We start from the raw sequence: 19,880 nt of genomic DNA, 5'->3' as shown, positions 1-19,880 counted from the left end.
ATGTGCAGTTATGCTTTTGTGTTAATTTTTCCCTATTACTGTAGTTATATAGCCTTTTTCATTGTTCTTCATTTTATGCATAGCACCTTTGTTATCTGCAATAAAAATAAAGCCTGTATAATCATCTGTTCCTTCTTTGCCGTATCTGTTTGATGCGATTATCCAAGCATTGTATTTCTTAGCCATAGGCCAATAATCCATCTGTCTGCAAAACCACGGAAGGTTGGATGTTACCGAATAAATTAAGCCGTCAATTTCCTGTTCTTTGTATGCGTTTACGAGCGCTGTAGAGTTTGCGTCAGCACAAATTGACAGCCCAAATTTAAAATTGTCAATGTTAAATGTTAGGGCGTTATTTTCGGCTGTTGTTATCCCGTTTTGTACATCGTAGTCGTGTAGTAATGATTTTCTATGTTTGGCAACAATTTCACCGTTTGTATCAAAAACCACCATTGAGTTATAGAGCGTGTCTCCTGCTTTTTCAATAAGTCCGATTGCTAAGTAAACAGATAGTTTTTTTGCAACCTTTCCCAAACTGTCTGTTGCATTGCCGGGAATTGTTTCAGCAATATTTTTTTGATATTTATTAGGTTCCTTGCTGTCAAAATAAAGACCAAGAGAAGCTTCACCAAAAACGATCAATCGAGTGTCGGGTTCTTTATTTTTAATTTCTTCCGCTAAGTTGATGATTTGAATTATACACGAGTCTTTGTCGGGCATTGTTTGCAAGGAAGTTGTTGCTACCTTTATGATTTGTTTCATACCTTCCACCTTTACGGGAGATGGATTTCTGATCCACTCTTGTAAACTCATCGTTTCCATTCCTGGGATGTTCGGTTTAGTAAAAAGTGTTTTAATCCCTAACCCCAAAACTAATATTCCAACGATTACTAAAATTCTTCGCTTAATTTTTCTTGTAAATTTCATTTCCTTTTTAGCTTATATTATGTATTTGTGCCACTGTTCATTCGGAGTTTATCAGACCGAAGTTCGCAAAACTGTTTATTAGAAATTAGTTACTGTATGGTTTCATGTTTGTAGACATTGCTTTTCGTTATTAGTCCAATTGTTTTTCAAAAAGTTACCATCAACAATTAGAAGTTGAACACCATTCTCAGAAGAAGAACGATGAGAACTAAGCTCGTCTGATACAACATAAGTTTCACCTTTTGTCAGTTTAATTTTCTCACCAGTGTTTAGTTCGCTAATGAATTCTCCATCTAAACAATGCACAATGTGTCCCTTTTGACACCAATGGTCTGCTAAATATCCGTTTGAATATTCCACTAGCCTTATTCTAAGTCCACCAAATTGAGTTGTCTGCCATAGTGCTACTCCTGTTTCTCCTTTGTATTCAATTTTTTCAATTGAAGTCCAGTCTATTGTCTGAAAGGGTATATTGCTCATTTTGTTTGTCTTGTTTATTAATTTTACTTTTACATTTTATCTATAAGGTTGGTTGTTTTTTTAGTATTACTAGGTGACAAGGAAGTTATAAGGGTATTTCAATTGCGCTATTCCTTGATACATCCTTATTTGCTTGAGCTCATTTATCTCTTCCTTTTAGAAGAGTATGATCTTGTAATTGTAAGAATCTACATGCTCAAGTGCTAAAAGTGGAGGAAAGCCAATTTATCTAGAATAATACAAAAATTATCCTTTTTCTAGCGTCCAGAACCAAGCATTTTTATCCAAATAGGTTTATAAACAGGATTCTTAATTCCTTCTATATGATATGGATTGCGACCTTTATTTTGTTTATGAAGTGGTTGGTCTAGTGCAAAGACATTTTCTCTGGGTATGTGCAATGCTAGACATATTTCATCTAACTGTGTTGCTGCAGCTTCTTGTATATGATAAGTAGCGAAAACGTTTTCAGGGTGTGTAATGAATTTCTGATAATACCAACCAGCTATCTCTTTTGTTTTTGAATTGCTGTAATCCCATCCTCCGGAAAAACTCATTACCCTTGCCACCGATTCATACTGGGCAATAAATTCGGCCATTCCTCCACCCTGGGATTGTCCGGCTATGGCTATTTTGCTCCAGATAGGCTTGTCCGTACTTTGATTTAAATATTGAGACCAGAAACCTTCTTTATCATTTCTTGATAAATACTGTAACAGCTTTGTCAAACGGGGTATAATAGCATCTTGAAATTCATCCGGAATAGACAAAAAAACATTATCACCGTAGATTCGTTTCCTACGAAACTCAGCTGCACAATTAATATTTTCATTTAATTTATTTCCTACACATACCTGCGAAACACCGGGTGTACTAATAAAAGAGAGTGCTATAATCCTATAACCCTGATCCAATGCTGTTTTAAAAAAACTTAATGGAACATTATCAGTTGATCCGTTGGTACCAGTGAGCCATAATAATACCTTATTATTTTTAATAGCCTTATCGTAATACACAACATGTACACTGTCCCACTTACGTACAGAGGAATCCGCTTCGCTGGGTTTTACCTTTATTATTTTATATTCAGCAAAACCATCAGCAAGGGCTATGTTTTGCGCTCCTATACTTATGTTTGGACTTATAACAAGTAGCAATAAAATTAATGGTACAAAGATTGAGGAGGAAATTTTCTTTTTCATTTAGTATTAATATTTGTAGAGTTTCGTATATAAATCTCCTAGTCCAATAATAAAATTTGTATTGAAGGAGATGATCATCAAATTTTTATAGAAAACAGCTTGATAATAGGAATAGTGACCACATATATTCCTGCAATAAAAATACATTGGGATGCCTGAGGTAATTAAATTCAAACGTTAGCAATATATTTAAAAAAGAGCTAATAATGTTTAAAAAGGTTTTCCGTTCCATTTCGAGACTGTAAAGTCTTAATGTCACCTATAGCAATTTTTTAATTTTTATGTTTTCCATATTTACGATTTTATATTCCATTCATAAATTAACCAATAAGTATTTTCATTTGCACCTAATCGTTCATAGAATTTTTTACCTGATTTATTCCAAGGTGCTACAGTCCATTTTATTTCTTCACAATTGTTCTTCTCTGCTTCTACACGTAAAGCCTTCATTAGTTGTTCCCCAATTTTTTGACCTCTGTAATTTTCATCCACATAAAGTTCCTTTAGATATATTGATGGTCGGTTTTGGGCAGTGTATGGAAGAAAATAATACACTAACATTCCTACTATCGAATTGTTGTTCTCAGCAACAATAGAATAAAAATCAGGTGGACTCTTTTTAAACCCTCTTTCCAAAACTATTTCAGGTGTAATAGCAAAGTAATCAATATAATTTTCAAAGATTGCGAGCTCTTTCATAAGAACCCATAATTTATCGCAATCCTCCGGAACCGCTTTTCGAATTTGTACTTCGGGATAATTTATATTCATCTTTTAATTTTAAATTACAGTTTTAACCAGATTTTTTTTAACAATTGTCCTAAATGCATATTATCAATCTACCTAAAAGTGTCCTATTGAATTGGTTTTTGCCGTCTACTAATAATCACTCTACCTCCTTTGCAATTTTCAAAAGTATTTTATCATCAAACCATTTTTGAAGTGGAACTACGCATGCAGGATTGCCACCAAAAATTTTGTCAGTAAATGCATCAATTTGATATAAGTTATATTTTATTACAATTTATATTGTTTAATTATAACAGTTAATTTCAATTTTTAGTTTTCCTAAATTTGATTTTAATTCTATTGATATCTAGTAGGGAATTCTAAACCATAAAATATTTTCTCCATTTTGCAACGGTATTTCGACTTAGTTTAAAGTGAGATGCCAATTGGCTATTGTTCAAATTGTGCTCTTTCTGATACTTTAATATCTCTAAAATAGTATGCTTATTATAAGAACGGTATTTTTGATTATAGTCATCAATATTCCTATCATCAGAGAGCAACCTATTTATTTTAATTACATCCAAAACTGAAAAATCCTTTTTTTCCAATAATGATTTACATTTTTTTGCTTTCTCAGGATATTTTTGGGCAATAAGATCTTTATAAATTTTTTTATAGTCAGGACAGTGATTCATTTTTGATATTTTTTAATCCATTTATATAATGTTGTTTTTGGTATTTTATACTCCTCAATGATTTGTTTTTTTGTCTTTTTCTCTGAATATATCATATCCAACATAAAGTCAATAATTTCCATTGTATAAATATTCTTTTTGAAAGTTGGTAGTGTAGTTGCTTTCTTGATAATGATTGGACTTGGACGACTAGGAGGAGAATAAAGAATTAAATGATGAGAGTAAATGCGAAAAAAATCATAACTGGTTAATTTACAAAGTTTTAAAAGTAGTTCAGTATTAATACTATCCGATTGGTATATTTCTTCTAAAACATTTTCCGTGCATTTTAAAAAACTGCAGACTCGGGATATTTCTATCCCGCTTTCCACAATTTTTTGTTCTATCATCTGCCCAATATGTATATTTTTAAAATTCATTTTGGTATTATATTATTACATTGGTATATAAGTAATAAAAACAGTAGAGCCTGGTGCTGTTTTATATTGCTGACTTCCCGATCTGTTACATCTTGAGTCTACAGTTATGTCGCTATTTACATTTAAAATAACTGTTCTTGTTACATTGGTTGTTCCCCTGCCATCTTGCCATCGGCTGCCAATTAATTGGGCAGACTTTGCACCAGTGTTTAATAGTATCGAACATCCAGATCTAACATCATCGACAGCTTCAGGAATATCGGAGAATAATCCCCATACTTCTACGGTGTAAATTCCATACTTATTTACTCTAAAGGTATTAGGACCAGTTTTTGTAATGTATTCATTATCAAATTTATTAACCTCTTCAAAAGCTAAAGGCCGAGCTACCCCATCTGCATTTCTTGTCACAGTCTGAGTACTGGAAGCATAAGCGGCGAATGAGGGAAGAGAAACATCAAATTTTTTCAAAGTTCCCTCACTCGTAATTCCGACATAACTGTCAGTATCTCCCAAAGTAGCGGAAGGAACTCCCCTGAATCTTGCGTTTCCATCAACATCCAATTTATTTTGAGGATCGGAAATACCTACCCCTAATCTTCCTGAAATTACACCTGTTCCCTGGACGTCAAGTCTCTGTGAGGGAGAAGTTGTACCAATTCCTAAATTACCGTTTTCATCCAGTTTCATATCTACGTTTGATGTTCCGCTTGTTCGGAAATCTATGGAAGATTCATTTCCTGTTCCATTGCCCTGATAACTGCTTACAATAGTTGATAAAGGCGTATTGTCTACACCATTTATTCTTCCGTTAAAATTAAAATATCCAATAAGATTTCCACTAGACAAGTTTGTTCCATTATTGTTTCTTATTAAATTGATATTAGCAGGATTACCCCCACTGGAAATTATTTCGACCTGAGTGTTCCCTGAATCAAATTTACCGTTTCCCTTTACATCCAGCTTTTGAGAAGGTGAGACAGTACCAATTCCTACATTCCCGTTATCTTTAATTACAAAATCTGAATTTGTAATTCTAGGACTCCCTGAAGAGGAAGCTCCGAGTTTTACCATACTGTTTGCTGTATCATCTATAAAAGCATCCGGAGATGGATCTCCATTAAAAGATTCACCATTAAGCTTGATCCATACGCTCCCATCAAAATAATAGTAGCCTGCAGTAGTGACATTAGTTGTTTTGACTGTTACGGGATTTGCTCCTGCAGTTATGTATACCATAGCACCCTTAAGATCATCCGTGTATAAAGCATCCTTTGCTTTCAGCTGATTCCCTGTAAGTCTAGGAGCTAAAATACCATCTGTTTTGGTTATGTCTGTTTCGGTAGCCTTTACATCAAGAGTCGCTTTAGGTTGTGGAGTATTTATTCCAACTTGTCCATATAAAAATGTGCCCATTAAAAGGGCACATACATGAAATAATGCTTTCTTCATTTTTTTTGTGTTTTTAGAATTAAATTCGAACCTGAGTAATTTTATTTTTTGACATTTTGATTATTTTAAATAATCAAAAAAAGGGGATAATAATATATTTAACTTCATATTTTTTTAAATCAGAATATTATTGGCTATCTTCTTTCAATCTTTCCAAACTGAGAAACAAATCTTAGTTTGGAAAGAAGCCCATTAAGGTACTGATAGCTGCTGTAATGAGAAATTTCTAGATTCTATTAAGGAAGTAGGGCGTGTAATATGAACATCTGTTGTAGGTTTATTACCAAACCCCCAATTCATACTTAGATAAACTTTATCCCCTGCATTTAAGTGTACAATACAGCTTGTATTAATAGGGGTATTTGCTATCTGTGCAATAACATTCATGATGTTTGCCCTATTTCCTCCTATTATGTTAGAGAGTGCTGTACCGTTTTTTGAAATATTAAGATTAATTCCTGTCCATTCATAAGATCCAGATAAAGCCCCTCCACTACCAAAATAGGCATATGCATCTATCTTATAAACTCCTGATTCTAAAATTTGCCAGTAGTCACCTGCATCGTTCCAAGTTGCTGATCCTCCCTGGTTAACAATAAGGTTACTTGCAGAAAATGGAATAACTTGGGGAATGCTATTATTAAAATCGGTTAATGATGTTCCAGTATACATTATCTGGTCAATAGCCCCAAGTGCTGCAATAGTTGCAGTTGTTTTATCTATAAAAGTTGATAACTCCCAAGTTGTACCGGAAGTAGTTCCCTTACTGATTATCATAGTATATCCTCCTGGGTTTAGCTTAAAACTTGCAACACCTGCCCCTGACTGGTTATCTATCAGTTCTGTGCCGCTAGTTGCAATCGTAAGCTGGGCGCTTCCGGTGTTCTTAATAAAATATACCCTGCCCAATATATTCCCTTGCGCTGGAGCTGCTGCAACTGCAGCTGGTAAAGTGAATGTTCCAGCAGTACTGCCGTTAAATGCCATATAAAAATCGTTAATTCCAAGTGTAACTGATACCGAAGATATTTTATATTGTCCGGCAATTGATCCGTTGACAGTAAGGGTACTTCCTGGTGAGGTTGTATTTAGTCCTACCTGCGAGTGTAAAATTGAATTAATTAATAATACAATTAAGTAAAGTAATGGCTTTTTCATATCTGTAAATTTTTATGAGTTTTTAGCATCTTTGTAAAATATTTCGTTTTTGGTTGATACGACTTAATTTTCCCTTTTTATAAATAACCATTACACAAAAATGATAAAAGACCACTTTATTATAGATGCAACCTCCTATATAATTATAATGGCTGTGGGATTAATTTCGTTAAGATCATCTGCATAATAGACAGTACTAATACCAACATATTTGAAAAAAAAATTTTCCCATTATGCATAATTTTTGTTTAAACAAGTATTTTCCTATTATGTTTTGAAAGATAAATATGTCTAACATTTGATCTAAATCTTTTTAGAGATATAACAGTGAATTTTGTGCTAAGGAAAATATAATTTAGAGTATACAAAAACAGGAAAAAAAAATTTTATATTCATCACTTTTGAAATTTATTTACTTTTTTATAAAATTTTAATTATTAAATTCTATTAAAATTTCAAGAACGAATTTATATTAATGATTAAAAAAAACGTATACAGCATTTATACTGCATTATTTAAAGTATTGATTTATAGTGTATAAAAAAAGCATTAACTTTTCCCTATAATCTCAAATGATTGTTTTTCCTACAAAAAGATACTTTTTATTAATGGTTGTTGATCCATTTATTAAGATCTATATCTCTAGAAAGCTCTATTTTTTTTCGGTGTATGTTTATAATGAAGTGTAATATTAGATATCAAAAGACATGTTTTTATTTTCCAGATTTTAGGAATAATTGTTTTTTAATATCTTAGACCGAGAAAATTTCATAATATCTGAAATAAAATAGCGGGCAGATAGTTATAGAACATAGAGCTAACATCAATAGTATTTAAATCTTCTACAATTTCAATGCAAATTTGCCTTTTTGATTTGAATATTCTGAGGTGTCTTGCAAACATTATAAGGAATTAAACTCATTATTTTATCAACATTTCTATGTTTAAAATTTATAATATTGAAGATTTTAAGTCTCAGAAATCTATAGGTAACGAATTCATGATTGAAAGATTTGAGGATCTTAATCGCCCTCCTGATCTACAGTGGCCTCATAAGCATAGTTTTTACGAGATACTTTGGCTTACCTCAGGGAGTGCTATCAATATGGTTGATCATCATCAAACAGAAATTGGACCCAATACTTTATTTTTTATTTCACCTGCCCAACTTCATCAGATGTCAACAACTAAAAATGTGAAAGGTTACAGTATTACTTTTACTGAAGAATTTTTGTTGCTTACCTCAAATAATAAGGATAGACTTCTTTCCCTGAGCTTTCTTAATAAAAGTGGCATACTGCCATTCGTTAAATTAACGGATGATAGAGTGAATGAGGTGAAACGTCTCATAGAAATGTTAGAATATGAAATAGGATTATCTGAAAAGTCAGCAATTATTGTCAGTCATTTACTTTTTGTTTTACTCAACAGAATTCAACGTATTATTATCAATACCCACGATTATATTTACGACAATGTAAATAGTCTAAGGGTTAGAAAGTTCCGGGAATTGGTAGACTGTCATTATCTGAATGAAAAAAAAATTAAATTTTATGCTCAGCAGCTCGGTTTAAGCCCCCATCGTCTGAATGAGGTTACCAAACATATAACTGGAAAAACGGCTGGTGATATTATTCGGGAACGTGTATTAATGGAAACCAAAAGGCTGTTAGTTCATACTGACTGGAACATTTGCAAAATTTCAGAACATCTTGGTTTTGCAGATTTATCATACTTTTCAAGACAATTCAGAAAAAAAGAAAAATTAACTCCACTTGACTATAGAAATACAATGTCGGAAAAGTTCCAGAATATTTAGAACTTTTCTCTATCGCAATTAATCACCTCCTAGATGTATTCTAGGAGCGACTCTTGGATGATAGAAATTATGTTTTATAGTAGTCCGGTATTAGTTAATACAAGGATTCTTGACTTGACAAGTTCTTTTCATTCTATTTCTTACCCTACCATAATTCAACACTCAGAAAAATAAGCATCAGATGCCATTTCAACTTATTCATTTACATGGCAAATTATCTTTGATACTATTGAATGGTACCTTCAATTCATTATTATAGGTATGGTAAAACAAATATTTTAGTGAATAATAGAAATTTTTTTCTCAAATATTATAGATGAACTTTTTTTAGTTTTTACAAAAATAGCATTATAAATCAATTGATTACACATTGCAGTAGAAATGCAGTAGAAACTCCATAAAATAATTACTATAGCTTTACTACCAAATTTAAGTATGACTCTTTACATCTTTAAAAATGTATTATAATCTCTAATAAAACACTACTATTTTAATAAAAAAAATTAAAAGCAATGAAAAAAAAATGTTACCTATAGCAGTCCTTTTTTATGGATTAACTTTAGCACAAGTTGGAATAAATACAACATCGCCAACTCAAACATTAGATGTCAATGGCAATTTGCGATTTCGAAATGTTCCTGAAAATGATGTTCTGGGCAATACAGACAGAACAATCTTGTTACAGGGAGATGGAACAGCCAAAAAGGTTATGATAAGTTCTCTGCAGCCTCCTGGGAAGTTTGCATTGGATGACATTTACCCCCTGAAAGCTAGTGCTCCTATTGATAAGAATGTCACAGGTACCACCTGTAGTACAAGCAATTCGAAGATTGATAATATTGATATCGGTAGGTATTCATCGACATGATGCCCTAAAGAATACTAAAAAATAAGAGAACAAGATTAATATCTTTTTAATCTCTGAGAATTTTTCCCAGACAAATTAAAGTAATACATAGTCAATCAATAATTTACTTTGTTGGATTCTGGAAGATTACCTATTTAATCTTAATCTATATAGGTATTGTCTGGAATATGATTTCATCAATTTCCAAAATAAAAACATTTTATCTATTACTGCTATAGCGATGATAAATACTGATACTGCCTTAATAGAAAGGCTGTGGGTATATCATATTTTCGTCTTGAGATTACATTAAGTCTATTTCAATTTTGAAGTTTCCAGCTGCAGTAATATACATTATCCTTTAACAAAAAAATATAAAAAAAATGAATACAAAAAATTTATTTTCAATTGCATTGTCAGTAGTAAGTGTAGCTTTTTTCGCACAAACAGGCAATGTAGGAATTAATACAACAACTCCCGGTACAACACTTGATGTGAATGGTGCTATTACCAACCGTGAAACAGCCATAAGTGTCGCCAGTAATAATGCTAATATTCCGGCTAATATAAGCCAGGCACAGCTTACAGGAAGTGCTACTGCAACAGTTTCTATTTCCGTTCCGGCTGCTCCCAATGCTGGTCAAAGGCTGGTAATTTTTAACAACACTACAGGTGGGTTTGGTGCAGTACTAAATGGGGTTACCATACCCAATGGAAAAGCACTGGAATTTGTGTACAGTAATGCAGGGTGGAGAGCTACCGACGGAGGGACTTTAGGCGCAGTACCTGTCAATATTTATACCGCAGATGGTTCGCTTAGCAGTAACAGAATTGTAACGCAGGGAGCCAATACCTTGGCATTTACAGCCAATCAGCCTAATGCATTTTCTGTAGCCGGAAATACTTTTTCAGTAGATGCTGCCAATAATAGAGTTGGGATTGGTACAGCTGCACCGGATACTAAATTAACGATCAATACACCAGATAATAGTTTTGGTATCCATCACACCAATGGAACGATTAGTCTTAAGTCTTATATAGGATCAGGTGCTGTATGGCTGGGAACGACAACATCACATCCCTTACATCTGGAAACAAGTAATAGTACAAGATTGTCAATTACAGCAAATGGTAATGTTGGTATTGCTATAGATACTCCAACCAATACATTGGATGTAAATGGAAGTGTTAGATTTCGTTCGTTAGTGACTCAAACGAGTCTTGGAACAAATAATATTTTATTGTCTGATGCCACAGGTGTTGCTTCACAGATTACTGGTAATGACTTTATCAATACTTTGAAAACTCCTAATAATATTTTCAATGCTGAGCAATTTGCCAGTAGCGCAACTCTGCCTGGAAATGGGGCTGCTAACACAGTTATATTTGGGACAGTCAATATCAATACTGCAGGGGCAGGTACCTGGAACTCTGCTAATAGCAGTTATACAGTAGCCAAAAGAGGGATATATCATATTGTAGCTGGAGTACGACTGGAAAATGCTTCTGACTCACCAAATTACGGACTTTATATTCATGCCGGTAGTAATGTTTGGACCTTCGGCGGAGCTCCTCAGGCAGGAAATATTTTTATATTATCCGGGACTTATGTAAAGTTGCTGAATGTGGGAGATATTATTTATTGTGAGACCAAAGCAGGTGTTGGTGGAGCTAGCTATAATCATAGCAGTGCATTTTTGCATATTATTTATACTGCATTGTAAATGCTATCATGAAGATGAATTAAATTACTGCTGTGAACCTATAAGGAAAGTTGGAAGCATATAGTTCTTAATTTACTGGATGACAAATTGAAAATGATAGTTACTATGTACTTGTACTTATGTATCGTGTTTTTCTATTGGGCAGATATGAAGTATACTTAACAGAAAAGGCGATTGTACAATCGCCTTTTAAAATAACAGCCCAATCCTGATTGCTTATTTTATTGATTTGATATAAGGAATGAAGTAGACCTATTATTCATTAAAATGTCAGAAAAGTACCAAAATATATAAGAATTTTCCTTTATTAATTTGGATGATTTTGTCAACTTTGTGGTAGATAAGATAGCCGGTCAAAGATTCAATGAGGGTGGTGTATGGACTGCTAATAATTCACAAATGGTACTCTGAACTACCACTACACAATCCAAACATGAACAATATAATCTGTAATACATCATATCTATGGCTTATTTTTATACTCCCTCTTTTAAAATACAAGTTGAATTAAAAATATTAAATTCCCATACATTGTTTCAAATAGTATCTTTTAAATTCAGGAAAGAACTAAGTTGGGGTACAATGGCATCTGATTTTGCTGAAAGTGTGGTAAGAATGTTCAGCATTCACATGTCTCATATACATTACCCTTTTTCCTAAGCCTTTCGAATATCCAGCTTCAATTCCCATTCCAATTGCTTTTTCTGAAGATTCAGCAATCAGGAACTCGCATGCTAAAATATCTGCAAAAGCCTGGTCTATCATTTCTTTCTCCTGGTCTTTTTCGAAATAATAGTTTTCTACAAAGATATATGGTGTTATTTGAGCTTCTGTTAAAGATGTTTTGAGGGCCTCTATTTCTTTAGGAAGTTTTTATAATTCGAAAAACCAATAGCTGTATAAGCTTTCATTATTTTAAATTTTAGTACTGTGAAAATACCGGTTTACGTGAAGTAACTGTGAATAAAATGACATTTTCCGAATCATTTGAACATTACCTTAATTTTTTTTCAAATACCTATGACTCATTTAAAAAATATTTTTATTGTTCTACTCCTTTTGCTGACCTGTACCTTTAAATCTCAAATCACCATTGAGAAAATTGATAGTTTGCAAACCACAACATTCCGTAAGCTTCTTAAAAATGGGGAGTTGTACAAAATCGTTTTATTGGAAACGGAACTAAGAAAAGAATGTCAACGATTAAATTATGAAAATGGCAAGATACGGGGAAGTCTTAATTTAGCTAATGTACTGATCATAATGAAGAAAAATAAGGAGAGTCTTCAAATGGTTGAAATGGCTGAGAAAGAATTGAAAGGTAAGGAAGAGTATGATCTTGAAGCCTATATGTACTTTGTGTATGGTAAAAACTATAATTTTCTGGGCTTGCATGAACAGGCAATTAAATACTTTGATAATGCTTTTGTACTGGCTCATAAGATTAAAGATCAAAAGGAAAAAGAAAAAAGACTCTACAGTATTTATGATTGGAAGAGAAATAGTTTTGAGTATTTAGGATTAATGGATTCTGTTTACAGCAATGAGCGGAAATGTCTGAAATCTCCAATGCCTATGCTATACATTACGATAGCCGAAAGACATTTTAAGTTACATAATATAGACTCTGCTGAATTTTACATTAATAAAGCCAATGAACTTCTCACTACCCAACAAATTCCTATTGAGGGGAAGGCCAATGTACTGAGGGCTTTTGGAAAACTGAATATTGAAAAGAAGAATTACCATAAAGCTTTAAAATATTTATTCAGTTCTTTAAAAATCACTTCAAAAGCTCAATTAGGTATGGGAACGCTGGAATCTTACAAATTGATTGCTGGGACGTACAGCGGCTTGAATCTTCCCGAACTTGAGAATAAATATCTGGTAAAATACTCTGCTCTAAATGATAGCTTACAGCAAGAGGAAAATGCCGGAATCAATATGATAATTAAACGAATGCATAAGGAGCAGGCAGATCAAGAAAAAAGATACAGTTTCGTTTTATTGTATGTCATACTCAGTATTGTTTTCCTGGGCGGTGTTATCATATATTTTGTTTTTAAATTTTCCAAAAGTAGGGAAAGGATTAAAGATGCCGTGATCAATGAAAAAGTAAAAGAGTCAGAACACCTTAAAGAGAAATTATCTTATACATATGAAGAGCTGATTATGCTCGCTAAACAATCAGATCCACTCTTTATGATTAAGTTTAGAGGTTTTCATCCGGATTTTTATGATTGTCTAATTTCAAAATATCCGGATTTAAATTCAAATGAAATGAAATTATGTGCATTTCTTAAATTGAATTTATCCAACAAACAGATTGCTGATTATGATCACATTTCAGTTAGAACAGTTGAATCGAAAAAATACAGACTCCGAAAGAGGTTAAAACTTTCCAGAGATATTGATCTCTATAAATGGATTCAGGATTTTTAATTTTTTTAAATTATATAATCAGTAAATCAGGGTTTTATAGGGTGCGGTATAAATGCAGTAAAGATTTTTTGGTACTAATCGAATAAATTTGTTTTCTAGAATGTCTATCGTATAAATAATTGTATTGCAAAGACCTGTCTAAGCTCAAATTAAGATAAGCAGTATTGATATTAATCCATTTTTTCTTTATGATTTTAAATCTAAAATAAAAACCAAATCTATTAACATCAGAAAAGTTACAATTAAAAGATTCTAAAAACACAACCAATGCTTTGCTCTATTTAGATTTTCTGTCATTTTCCTTCCCATAAATTACTGAAGTTTCTGATAGAGCGAAGATTTGATAGATTCTCAAGTTGCTGGAATGTAACTTCTCTAACCCACAAAAAATCTTAGTGTATGAAAAAGATATTGAATGACCTTAGTTAGTATTGTTTCTCCTACTCAAAAACTAAATGTAATCGGTCGGAAGTCACCAGTACAAAACAGCATCTTGATTTACAATCTTTATGACGTACATACTTTTATAATATGTTTATGAATTTTAAAAATATCCACATTGGACAGATGATAGAACAAAAAATTAAAGAAAACGGAATAGAAATATCCCGGGTTTGTAATTTTTTGAATATTATGGACGTTGATTTACAGCAAATATATAAGTCTGCAAATATTGATTGTGATACGTTATTAAGGTTTTCTAAGTTAACGGAATACGATTTGTTCCGTATCTACTCACAGCATCTGATTTTGTATTCCCCGCCTAAGGGACCGAATGTTAAACAGGATAAGACAGATCTGCCCGTTTTTAGAAAAGCAATTTATTCGAAGGAAGTGATTGATTTTATTTTGGAGCAAATTACATCAGGCAAAAAGACAAAATCACAAGTCATTGAGGAATATAGAATTCCTAAAACAACATTATACAAATGGATAGAAAAATTTCAAAAATGAAACAATATCCCAATTATGGTAGGATTTATGAAGATCTTATTGAACAAAAATATCCGGATAAAAAGGTAAAATGTAAAACATTACTCAAAAATAATGTTTTATCAGTATTGGATGTCATTAGGCTAAACAATTTGCTTTTTAGTAATGAACAGGATTGCTATAATCAAAAGCTGCGCTCTTATGATGAACCTGCTATTCTGGAAATTTTACAATATCAGAAAATTAATAAGCTTAATAATACCAATGTAGCATCCCATTTTAAATTAAGCCGGAATACGATTACAAAATGGAAGAAACTATACAATAAATTGTAATCTAGAACAGATTTTTAATTCTACTTACAAATATATATGTATTAAAAACTTCTGCCAATGAGATCGGGCTATTATCGTTTTTAGCTGAACACTTTGCTGAGTGATAATATCACTGTACGTTTTTTGTGTAAAATCCTTTTTTATAGGTAATCTCTATATACATAAACAAATAATTTATAGAATATCATTTCATCAGGCTTTAAAAAAACTACTTATAATAGTATGTGATATTTATTATTTGGCTTATATTTTAAAAAAGGAATGGTGAATTCTTTATTTGTAAGCAAACAGCAGTTTTAGCAGGATCAGGAATAATTTCTCCTGTAATCAAAGTGCAATATGATAGTCGCATCATAACACAAAACAATATGACAAAATCAAAAGAATTTCAGTATTCTTCTTATTCTCAAAAACAACATTCATCAAATTTTTTTCCATTTTTTAAACAGATAACTTTGTTGTTGCTATTAGTTATTTGTTTCTATGCTAAGGGACAAAAAATTGACAAAAGAGTGATTGGTAAAATTGATTCTCTAATTGTTATTGCTGATGATTTATACATGAATGGAAAGGATAGAGAACTTATTTTAATTGTAGAGAAAAAAATAATACCTGAATCAAAAAAAAATAATTATCAAAGAGGGTTATGCTATGGTAACTTTTATATTGCCTCCTGTTTATCATTTGCTGGAAAATACCTTAAAAGTAATATATACATTAAGAAATCACAATCATATACTTCGTATCTAAAAAGTGATTTCACGCAAAGTTCCCGTAATTATGGATTAATAGGAGATAATTTAACAGATCTTGGACTTTATACAGTGGCAGCTCAAAACTATTATAAGGCTGTTCGCGAAATTGAAAAGATTAATACCAAAAATTACAATGACCTTTTAACTCAAAGTACCACCTATAATACGATGGCGAATTTGTATACTATACAGAATTTTCCGGATTCTGTATATTCCTATTTGCTAAAAGAAAAAAAGATATTAAGAACAATTCCTCTGCATATTGCATATAGAGAAGTGGGAAGCTCTTATAGCTCACTAGGAAACTATTATCTTTTAAAAAAAAGTTTTGATTCAGCTGAGTATTATCTTAAAAAGTCATTATCAATTCTAAAAAATAAAGAACATCCGTACGAAATTGAAGCTTTAATCGGAATGGGGGATCTTTACATGTACAGAAAAAAGAATGATAAAGCTATTCAATACTATCAGGAAGCATTGAATAAATCAAGTCTCCATAATTTGCGTTCGCATGGAATATTATATAAAAAATTAGAGGATTTCTATTTTAAATGCAATGACATCGAAAAAGCTAAGGAATATTCAATTTTAGGACTAAGGTTTGAAGACAGCATCAATGTAAATATGGATCGTGATCGCAATTTCATTGTCAATGAAATTTTGGAGAGAGAAAGAGAAATTTACGAAAATGAAAATAGAAAAATTAATTATGAAGTAGGATTAATAGTTATTATTGTGGTAATTATTTTATCATTAATAGTTATTTATATTTTTCGAAAATCAAAGAAACAAAATGACTTGAAGTTAAACATCAAAGAACTCGAGATAGCTAAAAAGATAGTTTATACTAATGAATTGGAACAAAAGTTAAGAATATCTTTAAATGAAGTTATAGAAGCCGCAAAAGAAAATAGCCCTGTTTTTTTTGAAAATTTCCAATCATTACATCCGAATTTCAGCATAAAATTACTAGAGATTAATGGTAGTCTTACCACCAACGAACTAAAACTTTTGGCATATGTTTACCTTAACTTTTCATCTAAGGAAATAGCAGCATATACCTTTAGATCATACCGAACAGTACAAAGCAGAAAGTATATGTTACGGAAGAAACTTAATCTGGAGACCAATCAAGACCTCTATTTATGGCTAAAAAGAAAGGTATACTTATATAGTACGTAAATATTAAGTATTTTTTTTAGATAATAATATACTTTAATGTACCACCAATTGACATTTATGAAAGTAGTGCTTTTTTTGGATTAAACCTTTGCCTGTTTTTTGCTTAAAGCAATGCAAGAATTAAAATTGGTAAATTAAAGTATATCATCACCATAATTATTTATTATAAAATCACTCCATTTTCTCCAGCTCATTTAGTTAGGGAACAGGAGAAACTAGAGCAGAGCTAGTATTCTGACTTCCTAAATCAAATGTTGATTGCTCCAAATTGGTTATCTGTTCGTTTGAAATAATCAGCAATTTAATTCCCCATGCCATTGATGTGGTGTTATTTTTAGCATTGGGAACATCTATTTTCAACCTCCATGTCCCTCCCTCAGTAAATGCAATTATATTAGCAATTTGGAAGTCAAAAGTTGAACCATCGTTATTCTTGAATCCCGCACCAGGACCGATTAAATTTGTATCGAAACCTGTAATTAATGCTGTATATTTATTCTCTGGGATTTTTGTATCAAAGTTTGAAATCCAGTCATCTCCATTATTTTTGGTAAATACATAATATTTATAGTACATTTTGGAAAGTGATTGCTGGATAGTTTCTATAGGCACTTTTTTTGCTGTACCATCAGCTTCCAACAGCATAATCCTTTCTGTAGAAGTAATGGAATTGGAATTGGGAACGTTTCTAAATCTTACATTTCCATCTACATCAAGCTTCTGTGTAGGAGAGATTGCAAAATTTGTATCTACTCTCCCTATTCCAACATCTCCAGATTCATTAATCAAAACGGCTGGCCTATCACTGGTTGACAGAGTTAATGAAGATAAATTTGAAAAGCCATTTCCCCAGTAATTTGCTTTAATTCCTGCTAGAGGACGATTAGCTCCTGCTATTTTGCCATTAAAGACAATTCTACCTAACTCAGCACCATTACTTAAGTTCGATCCCCCCGTATTTTCTAAAGTCACCTTTACTGGAGAATCTGTGGCTGAAAATATGCTATTTCCTCCTACATCAAGCTTTTCTCTGGGAGCCGTAGTTCCAATTCCAACATTTCCTGAAGGCATTACTGTAAAGTCATCCTGTTGCTGTGCTAAATTGGGTGCTCCTGTTGTAGGATTGTTCTTTGCTCCATCAACATGAAGGCTTCCTTGAGGCTTGGGAGTATTTATTCCCACTTGTCCGTATACTATAGTGCTGAAGAGAACAGTAGTCATAGGTAATAATAATTTTTTCATTTTCTTCGGTTAAATAATAAATGCAAAGAAACAATGGAAAGAGAATTAGAGAAAATAAATAGATACGTAAAATTGATTAAACATGTAAGATGTTTAAAATTAAAGTGTTACAGTGATTGAAAAACTGTAATTAAAGAGTGATACGTAGTTAATACGTATCAATTCTTATCATTTTAATATTCAATAGGATCAGTAAAAATCAATGGTTTTGTTTATGTAGGGTGTGTACACTGAACTGTCGTACATCACTTCTTCCTTGGTGATGGGGTTCTTTTCTTTCTCAAATTTAATCTAACTAAATGAAATTCAGCCTGCCTTTTATCAGTTAAGTCTTAATATTGCCAATTTAATAAACCTTACTGGAGATAACAATTTAAATCAGTTTTATGAGTTAAGGATTACTCTTGAGTAATTTTTTTTCTTCTGAATATGTGATGGGTAAATGCAAAAGTATTTCATCTTCAAATTCTTTCATTGATTGCGGAAGATGTAATGCGGATGAGAACATAAAACCTCCTTTTGAAAGGTTTACATTGCGATATTTTCCCGCAAAAGTATATAAGTGAGCCAATGCTAACTTATGTATTTTTAAAATATATTTGGTATTAAATTTAGTTTTAGCTGTAAGGCTTTCTGTAAGCAAAATTTCGGCTTCCAAAAATCCTTCAAATTCTGAAATGGCTATTTCTTCAGGTTTTATCAGCCCCAACTTATTGGGTAATGTTTCAGCTTGGCCTCCTGGAATATCATATTTCATAAACATGGTTTTATAATAGCTAATTTACAGAATATTTTAAACCACTATTTCTGGAAAAATAGTTAATTTAATAATATAAAGGTTGATAAGTACCTTTTTTTCATTTTTACTAATCATTTTCAATTTATAGTCTTTACCTTCCTCAATCCAAATATCTGGCAAAATCGAAATTATATCAATTTATTTTTCAGCTATTGGAGAACCCTCATCTGATGGTCCTAATTTAACTTTATCTTTTTTAAACTGAAACGTATTTCTGATCTCTTGAAGTTCGAAGAAAATATAAAATTACGGTTTCCTTTTATTTTTTTGTTTGTTATATAATTAAATTTGAATTATTTATTGCATAAATTGAAACACTTTACTATTTTTTCAGCACTAATAACAACTTTACATAATGACACCATTGTTTAATAAGGACACTGACCTAGTTGGATGGTTGAGTGAGGATAAAAAAAACATATTTGATACAGCTATGAACTGGGTTGCATTTGTAGCCAGTGATTCAAGCGTATGGAATGTAAATAAGAAAAATTGGTGCGGACATCTTTATGGTAATAACATCAGAGATTACACTGGTAAAACATTATTTTGGAATCCTGATACACCTATTTCAAATACTTCTCCACCATACAGACCTTATACTCCCTTTACTCCTTTTATTCCCTTTAGACCTTTCCAACCTTTTACTCCTGTAGGCGGATGGTCCTCTCTAACTTGAGAGCAATTTGTAAATGGAGACTCATAATAGTATAAATACAACAGTACAAAAAAAATTA

The 19,880-nt window shown here is 32.0% G+C and carries 19 protein-coding genes and 1 pseudogene; 8 read left to right on the top strand and 12 right to left on the bottom strand.

Annotated features, from left to right (window positions below):
* Nucleotides 1–21: 21 nt before the first annotated feature.
* The 9 genes and pseudogenes from ACPF63_RS04990 to ACPF63_RS04950 form a co-directional block, all read right to left on the bottom strand.
* Complete coding sequence (locus tag ACPF63_RS04990) at nt 22–927, bottom strand: carbon-nitrogen hydrolase family protein (protein ID WP_426482218.1); 906 nt, start codon at nt 925–927, stop codon at nt 22–24.
* A 102-nt stretch (nt 928–1,029) separates the two neighbouring features.
* A complete protein-coding gene (locus tag ACPF63_RS04985; protein ID WP_426482217.1) occupies nt 1,030–1,407 on the bottom strand; it encodes a DHCW motif cupin fold protein in 378 nt (125 codons plus the stop codon).
* A gap of 257 nt (nt 1,408–1,664) precedes the next feature.
* Complete coding sequence (locus tag ACPF63_RS04980; RefSeq protein WP_426482216.1) at nt 1,665–2,609, bottom strand: BPSS1187 family protein; 945 nt, start codon at nt 2,607–2,609, stop codon at nt 1,665–1,667.
* 294 nt (nt 2,610–2,903) lie between these two features.
* Nucleotides 2,904–3,380 (bottom strand): N-acetyltransferase family protein, encoded by a 477-nt coding sequence (locus tag ACPF63_RS04975; protein WP_426482215.1) that lies wholly within the window; start codon nt 3,378–3,380, stop codon nt 2,904–2,906.
* Nucleotides 3,381–3,504: 124 nt separating this feature from the next.
* A pseudogene (locus ACPF63_RS04970) lies at nt 3,505–3,627 on the bottom strand (PhzF family phenazine biosynthesis protein); the annotation flags it as partial.
* Nucleotides 3,628–3,718: 91 nt separating this feature from the next.
* Nucleotides 3,719–4,036, bottom strand: coding sequence for a helix-turn-helix domain-containing protein (locus ACPF63_RS04965; protein WP_426482214.1), 318 nt, complete (start codon nt 4,034–4,036; stop codon nt 3,719–3,721).
* A complete protein-coding gene (locus ACPF63_RS04960) occupies nt 4,033–4,455 on the bottom strand; it encodes a transposase (protein ID WP_426482213.1) in 423 nt (140 codons plus the stop codon). The genes ACPF63_RS04965 and ACPF63_RS04960 overlap by 4 nt, the downstream gene beginning before the upstream one ends.
* 15 nt (nt 4,456–4,470) lie before the next feature.
* Nucleotides 4,471–5,907, bottom strand: coding sequence for a hypothetical protein (locus tag ACPF63_RS04955; RefSeq protein ID WP_426482212.1), 1,437 nt, complete (start codon nt 5,905–5,907; stop codon nt 4,471–4,473).
* A gap of 192 nt (nt 5,908–6,099) precedes the next feature.
* Nucleotides 6,100–7,065 carry a hypothetical protein gene (locus ACPF63_RS04950; protein WP_426482211.1) on the bottom strand — a complete coding sequence of 322 codons (966 nt, stop codon included), beginning with the start codon at nt 7,063–7,065 and terminating at the stop codon, nt 6,100–6,102.
* 940 nt (nt 7,066–8,005) lie between these two features.
* Between ACPF63_RS04950 and ACPF63_RS04945 the strand changes: the two genes are divergently transcribed.
* The 3 genes from ACPF63_RS04945 to ACPF63_RS04935 all read left to right on the top strand — a co-directional run bounded on the left by ACPF63_RS04945 (nt 8,006) and on the right by ACPF63_RS04935 (nt 11,455).
* Complete coding sequence (locus ACPF63_RS04945) at nt 8,006–8,884, top strand: AraC family transcriptional regulator (protein ID WP_426482210.1); 879 nt, start codon at nt 8,006–8,008, stop codon at nt 8,882–8,884.
* A gap of 523 nt (nt 8,885–9,407) precedes the next feature.
* The gene (locus tag ACPF63_RS04940) at nt 9,408–9,752 is read left to right on the top strand and encodes a hypothetical protein (protein WP_426482209.1); all 345 of its coding nucleotides are present in this window, start codon (nt 9,408–9,410) and stop codon (nt 9,750–9,752) included.
* A gap of 362 nt (nt 9,753–10,114) precedes the next feature.
* Nucleotides 10,115–11,455 carry a hypothetical protein gene (locus ACPF63_RS04935; RefSeq protein WP_426482208.1) on the top strand — a complete coding sequence of 447 codons (1,341 nt, stop codon included), beginning with the start codon at nt 10,115–10,117 and terminating at the stop codon, nt 11,453–11,455.
* Nucleotides 11,456–12,022: 567 nt separating this feature from the next.
* Here the strand turns inward: ACPF63_RS04935 and ACPF63_RS04930 are convergent.
* Nucleotides 12,023–12,220: a hypothetical protein gene (locus tag ACPF63_RS04930; protein ID WP_426482207.1), complete on the bottom strand. Its 198-nt coding sequence runs from the start codon at nt 12,218–12,220 to the stop codon at nt 12,023–12,025.
* 255 nt (nt 12,221–12,475) lie between these two features.
* On the opposite strand from ACPF63_RS04930, the gene ACPF63_RS04925 reads away from it, so the two are divergent.
* The 4 genes from ACPF63_RS04925 (at nt 12,476) to ACPF63_RS04910 (ending at nt 17,102) form a co-directional block, all read left to right on the top strand.
* Nucleotides 12,476–13,897 (top strand): helix-turn-helix transcriptional regulator, encoded by a 1,422-nt coding sequence (locus tag ACPF63_RS04925; protein WP_426482206.1) that lies wholly within the window; start codon nt 12,476–12,478, stop codon nt 13,895–13,897.
* Nucleotides 13,898–14,434: 537 nt separating this feature from the next.
* Nucleotides 14,435–14,851 carry a transposase gene (locus ACPF63_RS04920; protein WP_426482205.1) on the top strand — a complete coding sequence of 139 codons (417 nt, stop codon included), beginning with the start codon at nt 14,435–14,437 and terminating at the stop codon, nt 14,849–14,851.
* Nucleotides 14,848–15,165, top strand: a complete 318-nt coding sequence (locus tag ACPF63_RS04915; protein ID WP_426482204.1) for a helix-turn-helix domain-containing protein — start codon at nt 14,848–14,850, stop codon at nt 15,163–15,165. Before ACPF63_RS04920 ends, ACPF63_RS04915 begins: the two co-directional genes overlap by 4 nt.
* A gap of 368 nt (nt 15,166–15,533) precedes the next feature.
* Nucleotides 15,534–17,102 (top strand): tetratricopeptide repeat protein, encoded by a 1,569-nt coding sequence (locus ACPF63_RS04910; RefSeq protein WP_426482203.1) that lies wholly within the window; start codon nt 15,534–15,536, stop codon nt 17,100–17,102.
* A gap of 198 nt (nt 17,103–17,300) precedes the next feature.
* On the opposite strand, the gene ACPF63_RS04905 is transcribed toward ACPF63_RS04910, so the two are convergent.
* Nucleotides 17,301–18,344, bottom strand: a complete 1,044-nt coding sequence (locus ACPF63_RS04905) for a hypothetical protein (protein WP_426482202.1) — start codon at nt 18,342–18,344, stop codon at nt 17,301–17,303.
* Between the two features lie 391 nt (nt 18,345–18,735).
* Nucleotides 18,736–19,101, bottom strand: coding sequence for a hypothetical protein (locus ACPF63_RS04900; protein WP_426482201.1), 366 nt, complete (start codon nt 19,099–19,101; stop codon nt 18,736–18,738).
* A gap of 397 nt (nt 19,102–19,498) precedes the next feature.
* Between ACPF63_RS04900 and ACPF63_RS04895 the strand changes: the two genes are divergently transcribed.
* Nucleotides 19,499–19,822, top strand: coding sequence for a 4-fold beta flower protein (locus ACPF63_RS04895; RefSeq protein WP_426482200.1), 324 nt, complete (start codon nt 19,499–19,501; stop codon nt 19,820–19,822).
* Nucleotides 19,823–19,880: the final 58 nt, after the last annotated feature.

The organism is Chryseobacterium sp. R2ACT005, from assembly GCF_049949215.1.
Lineage (GTDB): Bacteria > Bacteroidota > Bacteroidia > Flavobacteriales > Weeksellaceae > Chryseobacterium.
This window is presented reverse-complemented; position numbering and strand designations above follow the sequence as displayed.